Origin of the sequence: Salmonella enterica subsp. diarizonae (genome assembly GCF_008692785.1) — a bacterium.
Lineage (GTDB): Bacteria > Pseudomonadota > Gammaproteobacteria > Enterobacterales > Enterobacteriaceae > Salmonella > Salmonella diarizonae.
This window is the reverse complement of sequence record NZ_VXJV01000001.1, coordinates 573,131-594,288: the sequence shown is the minus strand read 5'-3', so window position 1 is coordinate 594,288 and position 21,158 is coordinate 573,131. Positions and strand designations below refer to the sequence as shown.

Genomic DNA, 21,158 nt, shown 5'->3' with positions numbered 1-21,158 from the left:
CCTTTACCGGCGCAGGGCATGATTAAGATCTTATATGAGCGGGCCGTCAGGCCCGTTCACGTTTTTACTCTTGTGGATCGACTGGCGGAATGGCGGGCGCAGGTTTTACTTCCTGTGGTTTGTCGCGAGCTTCCAGTTCGCTGAGGCGTTGCTCCAGCAGCGCCAGTTTTTCCCGGGTGCGCAGCAAAACCTGAGTCTGGACATCAAACTCTTCGCGGCTCACCAGATCGAGACGCGTCAGTTGAGATTGCAGCGTTTGACGGATTTTCTTCTCGATATCTTCCCCGAACTCGCGAATACCTTTCGGCATTGATTCATGAACCTGGCGTGCGATTTGCTCAATTTTTTTCGGGTCAATCATTGTGGTTTCCCTGAACTGGTAAGTGTTAGCTCTTATTGTAGTGCGATATGTGGACGCCATAAACCAGAATTGTGTGACGCTATACGGAGTAAAGGCGTTGATGAAGGTAGTCAATAGCGTTATAGTTAACCCGCTTATTCTCAGGGCGGGGCGAAATTCCCCACCGGCGGTAAATCAACGATGTTTAACGCGTTTCTCATTACGGTGCGCCGTGACGAAATGCGAAGAACGGGTTGAAAGCCCGCGAGCGCTTTTTGCAATAGCGAAAAGGTCAGCAGATCCGGTGTAATTCCGGGGCCGACGGTTAAAGTCCGGATGGGAGAGGGTAACGATCCAGTCGGGCATGGACCCGCTCACGTTATTTTTTTGCCGCTTGTCGGCACTCCTAAGACTGCCCTGATTCTGGTAACCATAATGTTAATGAGGTTTTTTTACCATGAATCAGACGCTACTTTCCTCTTTTGGTACGCCTTTTGACCGTGTTGAACTTGCACTGGATGCGCTGCGTGAAGGACGCGGTGTCATGGTGCTTGATGATGAAGACCGTGAAAACGAAGGCGATATGATTTTCCCCGCAGAGACGATGACCGTAGAACAGATGGCGTTAACCATTCGTCACGGTAGCGGTATTGTTTGCCTGTGCATTACTGAAGAGCGCCGTAAGCAGCTTGACTTGCCAATGATGGTGGAAAACAACACCAGCGCCTACGGCACTGGTTTTACCGTGACCATTGAAGCCGCAGAAGGCGTGACTACCGGCGTATCCGCCGCTGACCGTGTGACGACGGTGCGTGCCGCCATCGCAGATGGCGCAAAACCGTCCGATCTTAACCGTCCGGGTCACGTTTTCCCACTGCGCGCTCAGGCGGGCGGCGTGCTGACGCGCGGCGGCCATACGGAGGCGACCATCGATCTGATGACGCTGGCCGGTTTTAAACCTGCAGGCGTACTGTGCGAGCTGACTAACGACGATGGGACGATGGCGCGTGCGCCGGAGTGTATCGCGTTTGCAGCCCAGCATAATATGGCTGTTGTCACGATTGAAGATCTGGTGGCTTATCGTCTGGCGCATGAGCGTAAGGTGAGTTAATCGGATGGCGACGTCTGTCGTCATGATGAAAAAAACCGAAGCTAAAACGCTTCGGTTTTTTGTTATTACGCGCGGGTTTTACCTCTGGAGAGTTTTATCACCCAGGTGTCGCTTTTGACCAGCAGAATCAGGCACAGCCCAGAGGCCAACAGGCATGCCTGCGCCATATTCATAAAGTGCCAGGGCGGGAGCAGGTACCAGCCATCGTAATAACTTTCGTTTGCTGGCTATCTGAAATAAAACGGTTATCCATATAATGGTTGACGATGGTGGACGTCTGCACCACATAGTTATCCTTCATAGCTTTGCCGTTTCCTTTATATTCTACCGTGACGTTGTTGGCAAATTTCTGGTAAAGGCCAAAAATAGGAATACCATCATATGTTTCTAAAGACTCTTTCTCAACGGTATAGTAACAGGAACACGTCTTCCTCTCTGCCATGTGCAGTAACTTTGACGTCTGAAATAATATGGCTATCTAATTCCATCAGTGCGGTGAGCGGGGCATTTCTGTAAGGGTCGACAACGACTGCGCCTAATATTCCTGCGGTCTGCGCCGATAAGTATTTTTTTCGGTATTGGTCAAGGATAGATATATATCCTTATGTACAAATTCTAAATATAATACTTATAAATATGCTATTTTTTATGGATGATAAATGATTGGCATTTAAAAATAAGGCATGATGCTATTGCTTATTTTAAAATATACTCTGCATCCATATTCTTTAATTTCATTTATGAGTTGACAGTAGGGGAAGGGTATTTTAAGAACACTATAAATTAGTGTAAAGTGTGACATTATCGACATTGTTTTCTGCTTAATACTTTTTTCATTATTGGATTTCACTACTGATTTATATGATCAAAATCATTTATTTGTTCCACAAATATGCCAGTATATGAATACGTCAAAATAAAGGTATGTAAAATTTTAACGTTAAATGTTTAGTGTTGTTAAATTTTAAGGGTAAAAAGGATGTTTATTGCCTGGTACTGGATAATATTAATTGCTCTTGTGGTGATAGGGTATGTTTGCCATATGAAGCGTTATTGCAGAGCGTTTCGGCAGGACAGAGATGCATTACTTGAAGCGCGAACGAAACGTTTTCACCAGACGAACGAAGGCGGTAGCGTGATGAATGAGCAGAAATAGCGCATATCCTCGCCGGGCAGCCGGATGTTGCCTGACTAAAGGGTTACATCCGGCGCGACGTTTCTCTTAACCGATGCCTATCGTCTGCAAAATGACGAGACTAAGCCCCATGACGGACATGCCGCAAAGCACGCCATAGCTGGGGTTATTGTTAGGATCGATCTCTTTTGCCAGCGGCATCAGTTCATCGACGGAGAGCGCCACCATAATGCCAGCGACCGCCGCCATGATAGCCGCCATGACGATCGGCGAAACCAGACTGCCCAAAATTAGCCACGCCAGCACGCCGCCAAGAATCTCCGCCATGCCGGAGATTCCGGCCCAAAAAATCGCGGTACGTTTTGAGCCCGTCGCGGCATAAACCGGGCCGGCGACCGCCAGACCTTCAGGAATATTGTGCAACGCCACCGCCAGTGCGATGCCGAAACCCAGTTCCAGATTGCTGCTGGCGGTGACAAAGGTGGCGATCCCTTCCGGAAAGTTGTGCAGGCTAATGCCGAGCGTCAATAAAATCGCGGTGCGTTTTATTGAGCCGGGAATAGGCTGCTGCCTTTTTTGCACCAGATCCTGCGGGTGAGCGTGAGGAAGCAGGCGATCCAGCCCGAAGTAGCCTAACAGGCCGATAATAAACATCCCGTAGCCCAGTACGGGCGACATTCCATCGGTGTCAAGCGCGGCGGGCAGCATCTCCATCAGCGAGATGAGCAACATGATGCCTGCGGCGAAGCCCAGCGAAAAAGCCAGCACGCGATTAGACGGTTTTTGGCCGAGAACGCCAAGAAACGCGCCAATAAAGGTGGCGGCGCCCGCCAGTAAGGTCAGAATAAGTGGTACTGACATTCATTACTCCTTATCAATTTGCCGTCCGAACCTGACCTTCAAAATAACTGATGATCTTCATCATGGTTATCTGAGTTCTTCCTCTGTGAAGAAAGCGTATGGTGATGTTAACAAAATGTCTTTCCTGTAAGGATAACATCATGTCTTTAACGCGTATGCCAGCATTGTTTTTGGGGCATGGCAGCCCGATGAACGTGCTGGACGATAACGATTATACCCGCGCCTGGCGGCGATTGGGGGAAGCCTTACCGCGACCACAGGCGATAGTGGTGGTGTCGGCGCACTGGTACACCCGCGGGACGGGCGTTACAGCGATGGAAAGGCCGCAAACTCTCCATGATTTTGGCGGTTTTCCGCAGGCGCTGTATGACACGCATTATCCGGCTCATGGATCGCCTGCGCTGGCGCAGCGTCTGGTTGAATTGTTGGCGCCCGTTCCCGTCGCGCTCGATAAAGAGGCGTGGGGATTTGATCACGGCTCCTGGGGCGTATTGATCAAGATGTACCCGAATGCGGATATTCCGGTGGTGCAGCTTAGCGTTGATAGTACCAAGCCGGCGGCATGGCATTTTGAGGCGGGTCGTAAACTGGCGACGCTGCGTGACGAAGGCGTGATGCTGGTAGCTAGCGGGAATGTGGTTCATAACCTGCGGACTGTGCGTTGGCACGGTGAGAATGCGCCTTATCCATGGGCCGTCTCGTTTAATGAGTATGTAAAGGCGAACCTGGCATGGCAGGGGCCGGTAGAACAGCACCCGCTGGTGAATTATCTGCAACATGAAGGGGGCGCCTTATCGAACCCGACGCCGGAACACTTTTTACCTTTGCTGTATGTACTTGGCGCCTGGGATGGCAAGGAACGTATCTCGGTTCCGGCAGACGGTATTGAGATGGGCAGTATAAGTATGTTGTCGGTGCAGGTGGGGTAGGCCGGATAAGGCGCTGAATGATTGCCCGATGGCGTTACGCTCATCGGGCCGACAGGAGAATCTATCCTTCGACAAAAATATGCGGATAGAAGCGGGAGAGATCCTGGGTGATCAGCGCCCGATCTTCACGGATACCAATTCCGGCGGGTTGATCGTTAATCAGCCAGCTACCAATCAGGGTATAACTGTCGCCGAATTTTGGCAGCGGATAGAACTGTTGCACGATCATACCCTCTTCGCCATACGGGCCTTCCACGAATTCGATCGTTTTACCGTTCTCAATAATCGATACGTTCGCCCCTTCGCGGGAGAAGATCGGTTTCACGACATATTTATCCATTTGCGGATGTTCGTCTTCGGCGAAATACGCAGGCAACAGATTTGGATGGTCCGGGAACATTTCCCACAACAGCGGCAACAACGCTTTATTGGAGATAATGCTTTTCCAGGCCGGCTCCAGCCAGCGCACGCCGGCATCTTCCAGCTTGGTGGAAAACATCTCGCGCAGCATAAATTCCCACGGATAGAGCTTGAACAGGTTCGCAATGACCTGATCCTGCAGATCCGTAAATTGGCCTTTTTCCCCCAGACCAATATCTTCGATATAGAGAAATTCGGTGGCGATTTCCGCTTCGGCAGCGCAATCCTGTAAATACTGAATGGTGCCGCGATCCTCAACCGTATCGCGACAGCAGGTGAGATGCAGCAACTGAAAACCGTACTGTTCGCGAAGTTCAGCAAAGCGTTCAATCAGCTTTTCCTGCAGGCTATTAAACTGATCGCTGCCTTCCGGCAGATTGCCCGCGTTGATCTGATCTTCCAGCCAAATCCACTGAAAAAACGCCGCTTCATACAGTGACGTTGGCGTGTCGGCATTATTTTCGAGCAGCTTAGGCTCGCCGATGCCGTCCCAGGCCAGATCGAGGCGGGAATAGAGCGACGGTTGTTGCGTTTGCCAGGACTGGCGAACAAAACCCCAGGTATGTTTTGGAATACGAAACTTCGTCATCAGCTCATCGCTGGCGATGACGCGTTCTACCACCTTGAGGCACATCTGGTGCAACTCGGCGGTAACGTCTTCCAGTTTTTCCACCTGGGCGAGCGTTAACTTGTAATAAGCGTCTTCACACCAGTACGGTTCACCATACATCGTGTGAAAATTAAACCCGTATTCAGTCGCTTTATCGCGCCAGTCCGGGCGCTCGGTAATACTGACTCTTTCCATGCGTATCAGCCGCCCATCGAACGTGTTGAAGTACCGGCAGCGCTACGCTGCATGGTGCTCTGTTTGGCGACGGATTCGCCAAAACCGCCGCGGGTAACGGTTGTTGTGGTCGCAGGCTTCGGCGCCATAGCGGTTTTCGGTACGGTCATTGTCCGGCCCGGTTGTGCCGCGCCGTAGTTTTTACCTGCCGCGTCGGTATATTTGCCGTATGCCGGGCTGGCCGGGTTTTTCGAGCTAAACAGCGGCTGTTGCGCAAAGCCTGCGCCGCCGCCCATCAGACGCCCCATCATGTAACCTGCCATCAGCGGCATCCAGAAACTGCCGCTGGATTGTTGGGCCTGCGCCTGATTTTCCGGCGCCATGCCAGCCTGTGCGGGCGCTTGCTGGCACTGACCTTCACCAAACTCGGCAACGCAATCTTCGCGTGTAGCGTACTTAGGCGCAGTACGTTCGGCCTCTTTCAGCGCATTGTTATACGCGGTTGTACACTCCGCGCTTTTGCCCGGATTTGCTGCTGAACAGTCATCAGCGTTTTGATACAACGATACGGTTTCATCGCTTTTTTCACAGCCAGCCAGCATAAAAACAGCCGTAACCGCCAGGGCGACCGGCGTTAAATGCCGCGCGCTCCAGCTTTTGCGAAACGATGCGTGATGGATGGATTTTGTCCGTTTCATATTTGTCTTCCAGGACCCAGTGGTAAATACAACATGCGTTCAGAATAGAGGATGACTGGTCGAAATTGAAGCGAGAAAAGGCGAGAATGCGGCGGAATAGCAGGATCTTTACGTTGTCTTACGTTCAGGCGCGGCTTCATGACAGGTAACGCCGCGCTTACCAGACCTACAAGGGCATAGGCCTGATAAGCGTAGCGCCAGCGAATAACTTATCAATGCCGGAATGGATTGCCGTTATTGCTGTTGGCGCGGGCGGCGGTCGGCTGTACTGCCGGCGCGGCGCTATGGGCATTATAACCGTCTGCGGCAGCATCCTGCTCTGGTGTTTCCGGCGCTACGCTTTCCGGCGACGTCGGGATAGGTTTCCCCAACGTACTGTTAAGCGCGAGCAGATCCTGCTCGTTCAGCGTACCGAGCGCATATTTGATATTTAACTGATTAATCAAATAGGTATAACGCGCGTTGGCCAGTTGCTGCTTGGCTTCATACAGCGTGGTGGTGGCATCCAGTACGTCAACAATGGTACGCGTACCGACTGAGTAGCCAGCTTCCATCGCGTCCAGAGAACTTTGCGCGGAAACGACCGCCTGTTTGTAGGCGTTGATGCTGCTGATAGACGCGTTAATATTGTTGAAGGAGGAGCGCACGGTCTGCACCACGCTACGGTGCGCGCTTTCCAACTGTTCGCTCGCGCCGACAAAGTTATACTGCGCCTGTTTTACCTGCGAGTTAACCATCCCCCCCTGATACAGCGGCAGGGAGAAGTTCAGGCCGATTTTATTCTGCCCCATGTTGCTATCGTCGTACTGGCTACCTGGACCGTGGGTGTTAGAACCGTTATACGAAGTATCAGAAACGCCGGTCGAGGCCGTTAAATTCAGCGTCGGCAGATGACCGTCCTGCGCCTGGCGGATTTGCTCGCGCGCCAGATCCTGACTCAAGCGCGCCTGCAACAGCGACAGGTTGCGGTTTTCCGCTTCCTTCAGCAGGGCGTTAACTGCTTTAGGTTTGTCGGTTTTAAAATGCTCGACGTTAAGCGAGGCCAGCTCTGGATAATAATTGCCGGTCACCTGGCGCAGCTCTTCTACCGCGTTATCCAGGTTGTTGCGGGCGGTAACTTCATTCGCCAGTACGGTATCATACTGCGCGCGGGCGTTTTGCACGTCGGTAATGGCGACCAGACCCACGTTAAAACGTTGCGTCGTTTGATCTAACTGGCGATAGATAGCCTCTTTTTGCGCCTGGGTATAGGAAAGCATATCAATAGCGTTCAATACTTTAAAATACGCGTTCGCGGTATTGAGAATCAGCGTCTGCTGATCGGTCTGATAGGCCACATCCTGAATGCCTGCTGCTTTTTCTTGCAGGGTGAGCCCACGCCATTTCGACATATCAAACAGCGTCTGCGTTAATTGCAGAGAAGCGCTGGTTTGATTGGAGTTGATGCCGTTCGCATCGCGATAACCGTTGCTGTAGGTGTAGTCGGCACCTAAACCCAGTTGCGGCAGTAAAGGACTACGCGCTTCGTTAATTTTTTCGAATGCAGCATCGCGATCGGCAGCGGATTTACGCAATTCCGGGTTGCTCAGGCGTGCTTGCTGATAAACTTGCATCAGGTTCTCTGCCTGGCTTAGTGTGCTGAACCCCGACAGGCTCAGGCCGATAAGGATGGGGAGCAATTTCTTCATTTGCATTCCTTGTTGTGAAGCAGTATTTAGCGCTGATCAATTTGTAAAAATAATTGCTGATTCTAGCAGAATCCGCCACTGCAAAAAGTTGGCGTTACGTGCCATACGAGCCTTAATTGGCACCAATTTACCACAAGGGTGATAAAACAGCAGTCAACCACCCTTGAAATTCATCATTTAATCATTATTGCTAGCAGGGCAGCACAATGCGTAAATCAGACAACTTGCCAGTTACTTTCACCAAAAGCGATGTAGAAATTATTGCACGGGAAACGCGCTACCGCGGTTTTTTTTCATTAGATATGTATCGATTCCGCCATCGTTTATTCAACGGAGAAATGAGTGGCGAAGTAAAGCGCGAAATTTTTGAGCGCGGGCACGCTGCCGTCTTGCTACCCTTTGACCCTGAACGCGACGAGGTGGTGCTGGTCGAACAGATTCGTATTGCCGCGTATGACACAAGCGTTACGCCGTGGCTGCTGGAGATGGTCGCTGGCATGATAGAAGAAGGCGAAACCATTGAGGCGGTCGCCCGGCGTGAGGCGATGGAAGAAGCGGGGCTGACCGTGGGCCGCACCCGACCGGTTATCAGTTACCTGGCGAGTCCTGGAGGAACCAGCGAGCGCTCATCTATTCTGGTGGGTGAAGTGGACGCCACGACCGCGGTAGGTATTCACGGTCTGGCGGATGAAAACGAAGATATTCGGGTTCATGTGGTAAGCCGGGAGCAGGCATACCAGTGGGTAGAAGAGGGGAAAATCGACAACGCAGCTGCGGTCATCGCTTTGCAATGGCTTCAGTTACATCATCAAGAGTTAAAAAACGAGTGGAAAAAATGAAGCGTTATACACCTGACTTCCCTGAAATGATGCGTCTGTGCGAAACCAATTTTTCGCAATTGCGCCGCTTGTTGCCGCGCAATGACGCACCCGGTGAAACGGTGAGCTATCAGGTGGGCAACGTACAATATCGGTTAACGATTGTGGAATCGACCCGATACACTACGCTTGTAACGATCGAGCAAACGGCGCCAGCCATCACCTACTGGAGCCTGCCGTCGCTGACGGTGCGCCTCTACCATGATGCGATGGTGGCTGAAGTGTGTTCAAGCCAGCAGATCTTTCGCTTCAAAGCGCGGTATGATTATCCAAATAAAAAGTTGCATCAACGCGACGAAAAGCATCAAATTAATCAGTTTCTGGCCGGCTGGCTACGATTCTGTTTAGCACATGGAGCGATGGCGATTCCGGTTTATTAGCGTCGTGAAACCTAAGGACACCATTTGGAAAGCCTGTTAACCCTACCTCTGGCTGGTGAGGCCCGAGTCAGGATTTTACAAATTACAGATACTCACCTGTTTGCCGAAAAGCATGAAACGCTGTTAGGCGTCAATACCTGGGAAAGTTACCAGGCCGTGCTGGAGGCTATTCGGGCGCAACAGTATGAATATGATCTGATCGTGGCGACCGGCGATCTGGCGCAGGATCAATCCGCTGCGGCTTATCAGCATTTTGCTGAGGGTATCGCAAGTTTTCGCGCGCCTTGCGTTTGGCTGCCGGGCAATCATGATTTTCAGCCGGCAATGTACAGCGCGCTGCAAGAGGCGGGGATTTCCCCGGCTAAACGCGTGTTAATCGGCGAACAATGGCAGATTTTGTTGCTGGATAGTCAGGTGTTTGGCGTTCCGCATGGCGAACTGAGCGAGTTCCAACTGGAATGGCTTGAGCGTAAGCTCGCCGATGCGCCAGAGAGACAGACATTGCTCCTTTTGCACCACCATCCGTTGCCGGCAGGGTGCAGTTGGTTGGATCAGCACAGCTTGCGTAATGCCGGTGAGCTGGATAGCGTGCTGGCGAATTTCCCGCGTGTGAAGTATCTGTTATGCGGACATATTCACCAGGAGCTGGATCTCGACTGGAACGGACGCCGTCTGTTGGCGTCGCCGTCAACCTGTGTACAGTTTAAACCGCACTGCGCGAACTTTACGCTGGATACTATCGCGCCGGGCTGGCGTACGCTGGTGCTTCAGGCGAACGGCGTCCTGGAGACGGAAGTGCATCGCCTGCAGGATACCCGGTTCCGACCCGATACCGCTTCGGAAGGATACTGATGTCTACGCTTCTCTATTTGCACGGATTCAACAGTTCCCCTCGCTCGGCAAAAGCGTGCCAGCTAAAAAACTGGCTGGCGGAGCGTCATCCACACGTCGAGATGATCGTCCCTCAACTACCGCCGTATCCTGCCGATGCGGCGGAGCTACTGGAGTCTCTCGTGCTTGAGCATGGCGGCGCGCCATTAGGGCTGGTAGGATCGTCACTGGGTGGTTATTACGCCACCTGGCTGTCGCAATGTTTTATGCTACCGGCTGTGGTCGTCAACCCGGCGGTGCGGCCCTTTGAATTACTGACCGACTATCTCGGTCAGAACGAGAACCCCTACACCGGACAGCAATATGTGCTAGAGTCTCGCCATATTTACGATCTTAAAGTCATGCAGATTGACCCTCTGGAAGCGCCGGACCTGATCTGGCTACTGCAACAGACGGGCGATGAAGTGCTGGATTACCGCCAGGCGGTGGCATATTACGCCTCCTGCCGTCAGACAGTGACTGAGGGCGGTAATCACGCATTCACGGGCTTCGAAGATTATTTCAACCAGATTGTCGATTTTCTTGGACTGCACAGTTGCTGACAATCAATTCGAATTGCTAATTAAACCATGACGCAAACTTATAACGCTGATGCCATTGAGGTACTCACCGGGCTTGAGCCGGTACGCCGCCGCCCGGGGATGTACACCGATACGACCCGTCCCAACCATCTGGGTCAGGAAGTGATTGATAACAGTGTGGATGAAGCACTGGCAGGTCACGCCAAACGCGTGGATGTCATTTTACATGCCGATCAATCGCTGGAAGTGATTGACGACGGACGCGGGATGCCGGTGGATATCCATCCGGAAGAGGGGGTTCCGGCGGTAGAACTGATCCTCTGTCGGCTTCATGCCGGCGGTAAATTCTCCAACAAGAACTATCAGTTCTCTGGTGGTCTGCATGGGGTGGGGATTTCGGTAGTGAATGCCCTGTCGAAGCGCGTGGAAGTGACCGTGCGCCGCGACGGTCAGGTCTATAATATCGCGTTTGAAAACGGCGAAAAAGTGCAGGATTTGCAGGTGACGGGAACGTGCGGCAAGCGTAATACCGGCACCAGCGTGCATTTCTGGCCGGACGAAAGTTTCTTCGACAGCCCGCGTTTTTCTGTCTCTCGCTTAATGCACGTTCTGAAAGCAAAAGCGGTGCTGTGTCCCGGCGTGGAAATCACTTTTAAAGATGAAGTGAATAACAGCGAGCAGCGCTGGTGCTACCAGGATGGTCTGAACGACTATCTGGGCGAAGCGGTAAACGGCCTGCCGACGCTGCCGGAAAAACCGTTTATCGGTAATTTTAACGGTGAAACGGAAGCGGTTGACTGGGCGCTATTGTGGCTGCCGGAAGGCGGCGAATTACTGACGGAAAGCTACGTGAACCTGATCCCAACCATGCAGGGCGGTACTCACGTGAATGGCCTGCGTCAGGGGTTGCTGGATGCGATGCGCGAATTTTGCGAATACCGCAATATTCTGCCGCGCGGCGTAAAACTGTCGGCGGAAGATATCTGGGATCGCTGCGCTTATGTGCTCTCCGTGAAAATGCAGGACCCGCAATTTGCCGGGCAGACCAAAGAGCGTCTGTCGTCGCGTCAATGTGCGGCATTTGTTTCCGGCGTGGTGAAAGATGCCTTCAGCCTGTGGCTGAACCAGAACGTGCAGGCGGCGGAACAACTGGCAGAGATGGCGATCGCCAGCGCGCAGCGGCGACTGCGCGCCGCAAAAAAAGTGGTGCGCAAAAAGCTCACCAGCGGTCCGGCGTTGCCGGGGAAACTGGCGGACTGTACCGCGCAGGATCTTAATCGGACCGAGCTGTTCCTTGTGGAAGGGGATTCGGCGGGCGGTTCCGCCAAGCAGGCGCGCGATCGCGAATATCAGGCGATCATGCCGCTCAAAGGTAAGATCCTTAACACCTGGGAAGTCTCTTCCGATGAAGTGCTGGCCTCGCAAGAGGTGCATGATATTTCCGTGGCAATCGGTATCGATCCGGACAGCGACGATCTGAGCCAGTTGCGCTACGGCAAGATCTGTATCCTGGCGGATGCGGACTCCGATGGTTTGCACATCGCTACGCTGCTTTGCGCGCTGTTTGTCCGACATTTCCGCGCGCTGGTGAAGAATGGACATGTCTACGTCGCGCTGCCGCCGCTATACCGTATTGATTTGGGTAAAGAGGTCTATTACGCGCTGACGGAAGAAGAGAAGGCGGGCGTACTGGAACAACTGAAGCGTAAGAAAGGCAAGCCGAACGTACAGCGGTTTAAAGGCCTGGGTGAAATGAACCCGATGCAGTTACGCGAAACCACGCTTGATCCGAATACTCGCCGCCTGGTGCAGCTCACCATTAGCGATGAAGACGATCAGCGTACTAACGCGATGATGGATATGCTGCTGGCGAAGAAACGTTCTGAAGATCGACGCAACTGGCTACAGGAAAAAGGCGATCTCGCGGATCTGGATGTGTAACGGTTGTTGCACGCTTTATCCGGTCTGCACACCGCAGGCCGGATAAGCGAATCTGGCATGACGCCGTAGCCTGATGGCGACACTTGCGCATCTCATCAGGGCTACGTCAGACGATGGTAATAACTTAAACGCCGGATTCCAGAATACGAATATTCATTTCCAGCACATCGTCTTTTACCGCGTCGCTATAGGCTTTCATATGTGGGGTTTGCAGATGCGCCTCAAGGTGCGCAACGCTTTCCCACTGTTCAATCATCACGATCGAGTCAGGCGCTACAGTCTGAAAACTCACGCCCGCGGCATGATCCACCATCGGCGCGTAACCGTGGCAACCCTCTTCTTTAAGAACGGTTGGAATGATTTTCGCAAACTGATCGAGGACGGCCTGACGGTGATGTTGGCCCGGACGTGTGCGAATTTCGGCAATGACGGTAAGCATGGTTAACTCCTTCTAATTCCAGGATGACCAGTTAAGCAAAAATTTCGCTTAGATGCTTGCGATATTCTGCGGTATAGCGCGGAACATCCGGCATTTTAATCACGTCGTTGGCAATAAACGTTGGCAGCGCGTCCATGCCCAGGAACTGGTTGGCTTTATGGAATGGCAGATAGACGCCATCTACGCCTACGCCGTGGAAAAACTGATCTTTTTCGGTAAATGCTTCCATTGGCGCATTCCACGTCAGTGACAGCATATATTTTTTCCCCTGCACCAGACCGCCGGAACCGTACTTTTTAGCGGTATCGGAACGCGTGCGGCCATCGCTGGCATAAAGCGTGCTGTGACCTTCGGTAAAGACATCATCCATATATTTTTTTACTGTCCACGGCGCGCCCATCCACCAGCCTGGCATCTGCCAAATCACCACGTCAGCCCAGACGAAATTCTGCACCTCTTCTTTAATGTCATAATCGCTGTCGGCACGGACGATCTTAACCTGATGACCCAGATCGCGCAGAAGCCCATCGGCAACTTCGGTCAGGGTGTCATTCAACTGGCCGTTGGAGTGCGCGAATTTTTTCGCCCCGTTGATAATCAGTATGTTGCTCATTATTTTCCCTCTAAGGAATGCGTTTGCTGCTGATTCTACGCTGACGGGCGGTACGGTGAAATTAGCAAAATGTGCAAAGTCTTTTGCGTTTTTGGCAAAAGTCTCTGCTACCAGCGTACTACGGCCTCAAATCCACCTTCCGCGGCGTTGCCAAACGACACCGTCATGCCGTGCAGCGTAGCGATGCGGCGGACTATTGATAATCCCAGACCGCTGCCGGTCACACTTTGGCCAGGCGGGCGATAAAAACGCTCGCCGATATGCGTCAGAATCTCTGGCGCTACGCCGGGGCCGTTATCTCTGACGGTGAAGCTGCGGGCATGTAAGGTAACGTCGACGACGCTGCCTTGCGGACTGTAGCGAATCGCATTATCCAGCAGGTTACGCACTAACAGGCTTAAGAGTAGCGGCTGACCGGTACGTATGACGTCATGGGCGTTAAGCTGTAAACGCACGTCGATATTCGCCTGCTGCGCCGGATGATAAATGTCCATCACCGCGGACTGCAGCAGCTCTTCCAGCGAAATCTCCGCCACATCCTGCAAATTATCGAGCGAATCGAGGCGCGATAACGTCAGTAGCTGATCGACCAGCCGCGTGGCGCGATCGATCCCCGCATGGAGCTGGGTCAGCGCTTTATCTCGCGTCAGCGGATCGTCGCCCGAGAGTTGCGCCACCTCGGTTTGTACTTTCAGCGCGGCCAGCGGGCTGCGCAATTCATGGGCGGCGTCGGAGGTAAATCGCCGTTCGCGCACCATCATGGAGTGGATGCGGCTAAAAAGCTGATTAAGTGCTTCGACCAGTGGGCGAACCTCGCTCGGTACGCCTTTGGCGTCGAGCGGTGTCTCCGATTCCGGCGATCGGAAACGTAGCGCCTGCGCCAGCTTCTTCAACGGTCTGAGCTCGCGGTGAAGCAGGAGTAATAAAATCAGTAGCATGAAGGGAAGGGCGATCAGCCACGGCGTTAATTGCGCCGCCACGATCGCCAGCGCCATATCTTCGCGGTAATCCCACTCCTGACCGACGACGATACGATAATTACCGTCCGCCGAGTTCAACCACAAAAAACGCCAGAGGTCGTTGTCATCTTTCAGATAGCCATTGTCGAAACCTTCCCGGCGATAGCGATACGGAATATCCTGACCGTTGTCGCCATCATGCAGCAACATTTTGCCGTCAGCGGAAAAGATGGCGAACGCCAGCGCATCGTCATCGATATGCCCATGTTTTAATTTCTTTGGCGTATGCGCCATGCGCTGCGGGGCGTTGATCTCGTTAAGATCGAGGGTGCTAAGCCGTCTGGCGAACAGCATCAACTGTGTGTCAAACAACTCGTCGACATTATCCGTCGTCTTTCTCCAGGCCACAAAACTGGAAATTGCCCAGGTGATGGAGACCAGAATCAGGAAAATAAGCGTCAGCCTGATGCGCAGGCTAAGACGTTGCGTCAATTTCATGCGTCACCCAGGGTGTAGCCGATGCCGTGTACGGTGCGAATAAATTCGCTGCCGAGCTTGCGGCGTAAATGATGAACATGGACTTCCACTGCATTGCTGGACACGTCGTCATCCCAGTTATACAGCTTCTCTTCAATAAGCTTGCGCGGCAGCACGCGACCTTTGTTGCGCATTAACAGTTCCAGCAGCGCGAACTCTTTCGGTTTTAGGGCTAGAGGTTCGCCGGCAAGTGTCGCGACGAGATTACCTGGATTGAGTGTCACCTGGCCGTGGCGCAATTCGCTACTGGCCTGACCGCTGGCGCGGCGTACCAGCGCCTCCAGACGGGCTGCGACCTCAATGAGCGCAAAAGGTTTACATAAATAGTCATCGGCGCCCAGACGTAGCCCCTCGACGCGCTCTGCTAACGCATCGCGCGCCGTCAGGATCAGTACCGGTTCCTGTTTACCCTTTTCGCGCCATTCGCGCAAAATATCCCGTCCGTCCATCCCTGGCAGCGTCAAATCTAAAATGACCGCATCATAAGGCGCGCTGTAAAGCGCCTCTTTGCCCGGACGTCCCTCGCTAAACCAGTCGACGCTGAAACCCATTTTACTCAGGCCCGCTTTTATGCCATCGCCAATAAGTGTGTCATCTTCTACCAGTAAAATTCGCATCTGTTCTTCCCTGCGGTAACTCGCGTTACCGTCAGTTAACCTTGTCGCCGCAGGCGATGTACAGAAAAAAAGAATCTTTTTTTGCCTTAAGAAGTTGTTAAGGATTAACTTATTAAATGGATCTGAAACGACATGAAAGGGAAAAGTAATCATGAAAAAATTAGCTGCAATCGTTGCCGTTATGGCATTGTGTTCTACCCCGGTTCTGGCGGCTCAGCAGGGCGGCTTCTCCGGCCCGTCGGCGACGCAAACGCAAGGCGGCGGATTTGTCGGCCCGAACGGCAGCAGCACGACGGTAGAGAGCGCTAAATCGCTGCGTGACGATGCGTGGGTAACGCTGCGCGGGAATATCGTCGAGCGCATTTCCGACGATCTGTATCTGTTTAAAGATGCTACCGGTACTATCAATGTGGATATTGACCACAAGCGTTGGAACGGCCTGACCGTAACCCCGCAGGATACCGTTGAAATTCAGGGCGAAGTGGATAAGGACTGGAATTCCGTTGAAATTGACGTAAAACAGATCTCTAAAGTTGCCAAATAAACCCCATCAGGGCCGCGCTCGCGGCCCTTTTCTTTGTGACTCAACGCGCCAGATAGGGTAGTATCTGCGGCAATATTGCCTGAGAGATACCGGGTATTGTTCGGGCTAACAGTTGAGGAATCACAATCAATGAGCGAGATGGCAGAGCGCCTTGCGCTGCATGAATTCACGGAAAACGCCTATCTGAATTATTCCATGTACGTCATCATGGACAGGGCGTTGCCGTTTATTGGTGATGGTCTGAAACCCGTTCAGCGTCGCATCGTCTACGCGATGTCTGAACTGGGCCTTAACGCCAGCGCCAAGTTTAAAAAGTCCGCCCGTACCGTCGGCGACGTGCTGGGTAAGTATCATCCGCATGGCGACAGCGCCTGTTATGAAGCGATGGTGCTGATGGCGCAGCCGTTTTCTTACCGTTATCCGCTGGTCGACGGGCAGGGAAACTGGGGCGCGCCTGACGATCCGAAATCGTTCGCCGCGATGCGTTATACCGAATCTCGCCTGTCTAAATATGCGGAACTCCTGCTGGGGGAACTCGGTCAGGGGACGGCGGACTGGGTGCCTAACTTCGATGGCACCATGCAGGAACCGAAAATGTTACCGGCGCGTCTGCCGAATATTCTGCTGAACGGCACCACCGGTATTGCGGTGGGGATGGCAACAGATATTCCGCCGCATAACCTGCGCGAAGTAGCGAAAGCGGCGATTACGCTGATTGAGCAGCCGAAAACGACGCTGGATCAGTTGCTGGATATCGTCCAGGGGCCGGATTACCCGACCGAAGCGGAGATCATTACCCCACGTGCGGAAATTCGTAAAATTTACGAAAACGGGCGTGGCTCCGTGCGCATGCGCGCGGTATGGACCAAAGAAGACGGCGCCGTGGTGATCACCGCGCTACCGCATCAGGTGTCCGGCGCGAAAGTGCTGGAGCAGATTGCTGCGCAGATGCGTAATAAAAAACTGCCGATGGTGGACGATCTGCGCGATGAATCGGATCACGAAAACCCGACGCGTTTAGTGATTGTGCCACGATCCAACCGTGTGGATATGGAGCAGGTGATGAACCATCTGTTCGCCACCACCGATCTGGAAAAAAGCTACCGTATTAACCTGAACATGATCGGTCTGGATGGTCGCCCGGCGGTGAAAAACCTGCTGGAGATCCTGACCGAATGGCTGGCGTTTCGCCGCGATACGGTACGTCGTCGCCTCAACTATCGTCTGGAGAAGGTCCTCAAGCGCCTGCATATCCTCGAAGGTCTGCTGGTGGCGTTTCTCAACATCGACGAAGTGATTGAGATTATCCGTAGCGAAGACGAACCAAAACCCGCGCTGATGTCGCGTTTCGGCATCACCGAGACCCAGGCGGAAGCAATCCTCGAACTGAAACTGCGTCATCTCGCCAAGCTGGAAGAGATGAAAATTCGTGGCGAGCAGGACGAGCTGGAAAAAGAGCGTGACCAGTTGCAGGGCATTCTCGCGTCCGAACGCAAAATGAATACCTTGCTGAAAAAAGAGCTACAGGCGGATTCCGATGCCTATGGCGACGATCGCCGTTCTCCGCTGCATGAGCGTGAAGAAGCTAAAGCGATGAGCGAACACGATATGCTGCCGTCCGAACCGGTGACTATCGTGCTGTCGCAGATGGGCTGGGTGCGCAGCGCCAAAGGTCATGATATTGATGCGCCGGGGCTTAACTATAAAGCGGGCGACAGCTTTAAAGCCGCGGTGAAAGGTAAGAGCAATCAACCGGTGGTGTTTATTGATACCACCGGGCGTAGCTATGCTATTGATCCCATTACGCTTCCGTCGGCGCGCGGGCAGGGCGAGCCGCTGACCGGCAAACTGACGCTGCCGCCGGGGGCGACCGTAGAGCATATGCTGATGGAAGGCGATGACCAGAAACTGCTGATGGCGTCGGATGCGGGCTACGGCTTCGTTTGTACGTTTAACGATCTGGTTGCCCGTAACCGTGCCGGTAAGGCGTTGATTACTCTGCCGGAAAACGCGCACGTCATGCCGCCGTTGGTGATTGAAGACGAGCACGATATGCTGCTGGCGATTACTCAGGCCGGACGTATGTTGATGTTCCCGGTAGACTCTCTGCCGCAACTGTCGAAAGGCAAAGGAAATAAGATCATTAATATTCCGTCAGCGGAGGCGGCGAAAGGCGATGATGGTCTGGCGCATCTGTACGTGTTGCCGCCGCAAAGCACTCTGACTATCCATGTCGGGAAGCGCAAAATCAAACTGCGTCCTGAAGAGTTACAGAAGGTGGCCGGCGAACGCGGACGCCGCGGCACATTAATGCGCGGCCTGCAGCGTATCGATCGTATTGAGATTGATTCACCGCATCGCGTAAGTCATGGCGACAGTGAAGAGTAAGAAGGTGTCACTCGTAGGCCGGATAAGGCATTTATGCCGCCATCCGGCGCTCTGCCGTTGCCGGATGATGATGCAGTAGCGTCTTATCCGGCCTACGGTTTCAGATCGGATTAACATTAAAATTTCCCGTAAAACCGTTGTTTATTCGTGCATTGCGATTAACAATACGTTTTTCCAGAGAGCCACACTTACCAAAATCCTAACCTGAATTTCAGGTGACGTAGAATGCCGGGCTCTTAGGCCTTCAGAGGTTGTTATGCTATATATTTTTCGTCTTATTGTTACCGTTATTTACTCCATTCTGGTCTGTGTTTTCGGTTCTATTTACTGCCTTTTCAGCCCACGTAACCCAAAACACGTGGCGACGTTTGGACATATGTTCGGTCGCCTGGCCCCGCTGTTTGGCCTGAAAGTGGAGTGCCGCAAACCCGCAGACGCGGAAAGCTATGGCAATGCTATCTATATCGCTAACCACCAGAATAATTATGATATGGTCACGGCGGCGAATATTGTGCAACCGCCAACCGTGACGGTGGGGAAAAAAAGCCTGCTTTGGATCCCGTTTTTTGGGCAACTGTACTGGCTGACCGGTAATCTGCTGATTGACCGTAATAACCGCGCCAAAGCGCATAGCACCATTGCGGCAGTGGTTAACCATTTTAAAAAGCGCCGTATTTCTATCTGGATGTTCCCTGAAGGTACGCGTAGTCGGGGACGCGGTCTGCTGCCGTTTAAAACCGGCGCGTTTCATGCGGCTATCGCGGCTGGCGTGCCGATCATTCCTATCTGCGTTTCCAACACCTCTAACAAAGTCAATCTAAACCGCCTGAACAACGGACTGGTGATTGTGGAAATGCTGCCGCCAGTCGACGTCAGCGAATATGGTAAAGATCAGGTTCGCGAGCTGGCAGCCCATTGCCGTGCGTTAATGGAGCAAAAAATCGCGGAACTTGATAAAGAGGTTGCGGAACGTGAAGCGGCCGGTAAGGTTTAAGCGATCTTACTCTGTTATTGTAGAAATCATTTTTTCAGGCACAACTCTTTAGCCTGTTTTACATGGAGCTTATATGTCATTCAGTCGGCGTCAGTTTCTTCAGGCATCGGGAATCGCACTATGTGCAGGCGCGATTCCCTTCAGGGCGAATGCTGCCGGTCAGCAGCAGCCGTTGCCTGTTCCGCCGTTGCTGGAGTCCCGTCGCGGACAGCCGCTATTTATGACGCTACAGCGAGCGCACTGGTCTTTCACGCAGGGCACGCGCGCGCCGGTTTGGGGAGTAAACGGTCGTTATCTGGGGCCGACAATCCGCGTCTGGAAAGGCGATGACGTTAAACTCATCTATAGCAACCGTCTGGCGGAAAATGTCTCCATGACGGTTGCTGGTTTACTGGTGCCGGGGCCGCTGATGGGGGGGCCAGCGCGTATGATGTCGCCGAACGCCGACTGGGCACCAGTGTTGCCGATTCGCCAGAGCGCCGCGACGCTGTGGTATCACGCCAACACGCCTAACCGCACTGCGCAGCAGGTGTATAACGGCCTGGCCGGAATGTGGCTGGTCGAAGACGACATCAGTAAAACGCTGCCCATTCCGAACCATTACGGCGTGGATGATTTTCCCGTCATTATCCAGGATAAGCGGCTGGATAACTTTGGGACGCCGGAGTACAGCGAACCGGGAAGCGGCGGTTTTGTCGGCGATACGTTGCTGGTGAACGGCGCGCAAAGCCCCTATGTCGAAGTGTCCCGCGGCTGGGTGCGGTTACGGTTATTGAACGCCTCGAACTCGCGCCGGTATCAGCTCCAGATGAGCGATGGCCGGGCGCTGCATGTGATTTCAGGCGATCAGGGCTTTTTACCTGCGCCGGTTTCCGTCAAACAGTTGTCACTGGCGCCCGGCGAGCGACGTGAGATCCTGGTTGATATGACTAACGGGGATGAAGTCTCGATCACCTGTGGGGAAGCGGCCAGCATAGTCGATCGGATTCGCGGTTTCTTTGAGCCTTCCAGTATTCTGGTTTCTACCCTGGTGCTGACGTTGCGGCCAACCGGATTGCTGCCGCTGGTGACCGATAATCTGCCGATGCGTCTGTTGCCGACGGAGATCATGAGCGGCGCGCCTATCCGCAGCCGGGACATTAGTCTTGGCGACGATCCGGGGATCAATGGCCAACTGTGGGATGTGAATCGCATTGATATTACCGCCCAGCAAGGCTCCTGGGAGCGCTGGACGGTACGCGCCGATATGCCGCAATCGTTCCATATTGAGGGCGTCTCTTTCCTGATTCGTAACGTCAACGGCGCTATGCCGTTCCCGGAGGATAGAGGCTGGAAAGATACCGTCTGGGTGGATGGGCAAGTCGAATTGCTGGTCTACTACGGTCAGCCGTCCTGGCCGCACTTCCCGTTCTATTTCAACAGCCAGACGCTGGAAATGGCGGATCGCGGCTCGATTGGGCAGATGCTGGTAAACCCGGCGCCATAATCCT

At 53.2% G+C, this 21,158-nt stretch carries 21 protein-coding genes, 2 pseudogenes and 1 riboswitch; of the genes and pseudogenes, 12 read left to right on the top strand and 11 right to left on the bottom strand.

What is annotated here, in order from left to right; genetic code table 11:
* Nucleotides 1-64 precede the first annotated feature (64 nt).
* The gene (gene ubiK / locus F4V72_RS02890; protein ID WP_023248579.1) at nt 65-361 is read right to left on the bottom strand and encodes a ubiquinone biosynthesis accessory factor UbiK; all 297 of its coding nucleotides are present in this window, start codon (nt 359-361) and stop codon (nt 65-67) included.
* A 132-nt stretch (nt 362-493) separates the two neighbouring features.
* Nucleotides 494-692: riboswitch (FMN riboswitch) on the top strand.
* Nucleotides 693-797: 105 nt separating this feature from the next.
* On the opposite strand from ubiK, the gene ribB reads away from it, so the two are divergent.
* Entirely contained in the window at nt 798-1,451 is a 654-nt protein-coding gene (gene ribB / locus F4V72_RS02885) for a 3,4-dihydroxy-2-butanone-4-phosphate synthase (protein WP_023248578.1), read from the top strand.
* Between the two features lie 65 nt (nt 1,452-1,516).
* Here ribB and F4V72_RS02880 read toward each other — a convergent pair.
* Nucleotides 1,517-1,657 (bottom strand): annotated as a pseudogene (locus tag F4V72_RS02880) (protein-disulfide oxidoreductase DsbI); the annotation flags it as partial.
* Nucleotides 1,651-2,008 (bottom strand): annotated as a pseudogene (locus tag F4V72_RS02875) (aryl-sulfate sulfotransferase N-terminal domain-containing protein); the annotation flags it as partial. The pseudogenes F4V72_RS02875 and F4V72_RS02880, both read right to left, overlap by 7 nt.
* Before the next feature lie 422 nt (nt 2,009-2,430).
* Between F4V72_RS02875 and F4V72_RS24590 the strand changes: the two are divergent.
* Nucleotides 2,431-2,607, top strand: coding sequence for a hypothetical protein (locus F4V72_RS24590; RefSeq protein ID WP_023248575.1), 177 nt, complete (start codon nt 2,431-2,433; stop codon nt 2,605-2,607).
* Between the two features lie 66 nt (nt 2,608-2,673).
* On the opposite strand, the gene zupT is transcribed toward F4V72_RS24590, so the two are convergent.
* A complete protein-coding gene (zupT, locus tag F4V72_RS02870) occupies nt 2,674-3,447 on the bottom strand; it encodes a zinc transporter ZupT (protein WP_023248574.1) in 774 nt (257 codons plus the stop codon).
* A gap of 140 nt (nt 3,448-3,587) precedes the next feature.
* On the opposite strand from zupT, the gene ygiD reads away from it, so the two are divergent.
* Nucleotides 3,588-4,376, top strand: coding sequence for a 4,5-DOPA dioxygenase extradiol (gene ygiD, locus F4V72_RS02865; protein WP_170245738.1), 789 nt, complete (start codon nt 3,588-3,590; stop codon nt 4,374-4,376).
* 61 nt (nt 4,377-4,437) lie between these two features.
* Here ygiD and F4V72_RS02860 read toward each other — a convergent pair whose 3' ends face one another.
* The 3 genes from F4V72_RS02860 to tolC all read right to left on the bottom strand — a co-directional run bounded on the left by F4V72_RS02860 (nt 4,438) and on the right by tolC (nt 7,972).
* Nucleotides 4,438-5,601, bottom strand: coding sequence for a glutathionylspermidine synthase family protein (locus tag F4V72_RS02860; RefSeq protein WP_063390833.1), 1,164 nt, complete (start codon nt 5,599-5,601; stop codon nt 4,438-4,440).
* Nucleotides 5,602-5,606: 5 nt separating this feature from the next.
* Nucleotides 5,607-6,278 carry a DUF1190 family protein gene (locus F4V72_RS02855; protein WP_000831528.1) on the bottom strand — a complete coding sequence of 224 codons (672 nt, stop codon included), beginning with the start codon at nt 6,276-6,278 and terminating at the stop codon, nt 5,607-5,609.
* Between the two features lie 212 nt (nt 6,279-6,490).
* A complete protein-coding gene (gene tolC / locus F4V72_RS02850) occupies nt 6,491-7,972 on the bottom strand; it encodes an outer membrane channel protein TolC (RefSeq protein WP_072158659.1) in 1,482 nt (493 codons plus the stop codon).
* 200 nt (nt 7,973-8,172) lie between these two features.
* Between tolC and nudF the strand changes: the two genes are divergently transcribed.
* The 5 genes from nudF to parE are packed head-to-tail and all read left to right on the top strand — an operon-like array spanning nt 8,173 to nt 12,577.
* A complete protein-coding gene (gene nudF, locus F4V72_RS02845) occupies nt 8,173-8,805 on the top strand; it encodes an ADP-ribose diphosphatase (protein WP_023248570.1) in 633 nt (210 codons plus the stop codon).
* Nucleotides 8,802-9,224: a DUF1249 family protein gene (locus F4V72_RS02840; RefSeq protein WP_136057994.1), complete on the top strand. Its 423-nt coding sequence runs from the start codon at nt 8,802-8,804 to the stop codon at nt 9,222-9,224. The genes nudF and F4V72_RS02840 overlap by 4 nt, the downstream gene beginning before the upstream one ends.
* 24 nt (nt 9,225-9,248) lie before the next feature.
* Nucleotides 9,249-10,076 (top strand): 3',5'-cyclic-AMP phosphodiesterase, encoded by an 828-nt coding sequence (cpdA, locus tag F4V72_RS02835; protein WP_023248569.1) that lies wholly within the window; start codon nt 9,249-9,251, stop codon nt 10,074-10,076.
* Nucleotides 10,076-10,657 (top strand): esterase YqiA, encoded by a 582-nt coding sequence (gene yqiA / locus F4V72_RS02830; RefSeq protein ID WP_000105725.1) that lies wholly within the window; start codon nt 10,076-10,078, stop codon nt 10,655-10,657. Before cpdA ends, yqiA begins: the two co-directional genes overlap by 1 nt.
* Before the next feature lie 27 nt (nt 10,658-10,684).
* Nucleotides 10,685-12,577, top strand: coding sequence for a DNA topoisomerase IV subunit B (gene parE, locus F4V72_RS02825; RefSeq protein WP_000195312.1), 1,893 nt, complete (start codon nt 10,685-10,687; stop codon nt 12,575-12,577).
* A 124-nt stretch (nt 12,578-12,701) separates the two neighbouring features.
* Here the strand turns inward: parE and F4V72_RS02820 are convergent, their stop codons facing one another.
* The 4 genes from F4V72_RS02820 to qseB form a co-directional block, all read right to left on the bottom strand.
* On the bottom strand, nt 12,702-13,016 hold the full coding sequence (locus F4V72_RS02820) for a putative quinol monooxygenase (RefSeq protein ID WP_000958589.1): 315 nt from the start codon (nt 13,014-13,016) through the stop codon (nt 12,702-12,704).
* A 31-nt stretch (nt 13,017-13,047) separates the two neighbouring features.
* Complete coding sequence (locus F4V72_RS02815) at nt 13,048-13,629, bottom strand: NAD(P)H-dependent oxidoreductase (RefSeq protein WP_085347801.1); 582 nt, start codon at nt 13,627-13,629, stop codon at nt 13,048-13,050.
* 107 nt (nt 13,630-13,736) lie between these two features.
* On the bottom strand, nt 13,737-15,086 hold the full coding sequence (gene qseC / locus F4V72_RS02810) for a quorum sensing histidine kinase QseC (RefSeq protein ID WP_114048498.1): 1,350 nt from the start codon (nt 15,084-15,086) through the stop codon (nt 13,737-13,739).
* Nucleotides 15,083-15,742 carry a quorum sensing response regulator transcription factor QseB gene (qseB, locus tag F4V72_RS02805; RefSeq protein ID WP_114048499.1) on the bottom strand — a complete coding sequence of 220 codons (660 nt, stop codon included), beginning with the start codon at nt 15,740-15,742 and terminating at the stop codon, nt 15,083-15,085. Before qseB ends, qseC begins: the two co-directional genes overlap by 4 nt.
* 151 nt (nt 15,743-15,893) lie before the next feature.
* Here qseB and F4V72_RS02800 point away from each other — a divergent pair, with 151 nt between their 5' ends.
* The 4 genes from F4V72_RS02800 (at nt 15,894) to ftsP (ending at nt 21,154) form a co-directional block, all read left to right on the top strand.
* A complete protein-coding gene (locus F4V72_RS02800; protein ID WP_023248566.1) occupies nt 15,894-16,286 on the top strand; it encodes a YgiW/YdeI family stress tolerance OB fold protein in 393 nt (130 codons plus the stop codon).
* Between the two features lie 129 nt (nt 16,287-16,415).
* Nucleotides 16,416-18,674, top strand: a complete 2,259-nt coding sequence (gene parC / locus F4V72_RS02795; protein WP_150342423.1) for a DNA topoisomerase IV subunit A — start codon at nt 16,416-16,418, stop codon at nt 18,672-18,674.
* Nucleotides 18,675-18,930: 256 nt separating this feature from the next.
* Nucleotides 18,931-19,668, top strand: a complete 738-nt coding sequence (gene plsC / locus F4V72_RS02790) for a 1-acylglycerol-3-phosphate O-acyltransferase (RefSeq protein ID WP_002954469.1) — start codon at nt 18,931-18,933, stop codon at nt 19,666-19,668.
* Nucleotides 19,669-19,741: 73 nt separating this feature from the next.
* A complete protein-coding gene (ftsP, locus tag F4V72_RS02785) occupies nt 19,742-21,154 on the top strand; it encodes a cell division protein FtsP (RefSeq protein ID WP_023248564.1) in 1,413 nt (470 codons plus the stop codon).
* Nucleotides 21,155-21,158: the final 4 nt, after the last annotated feature.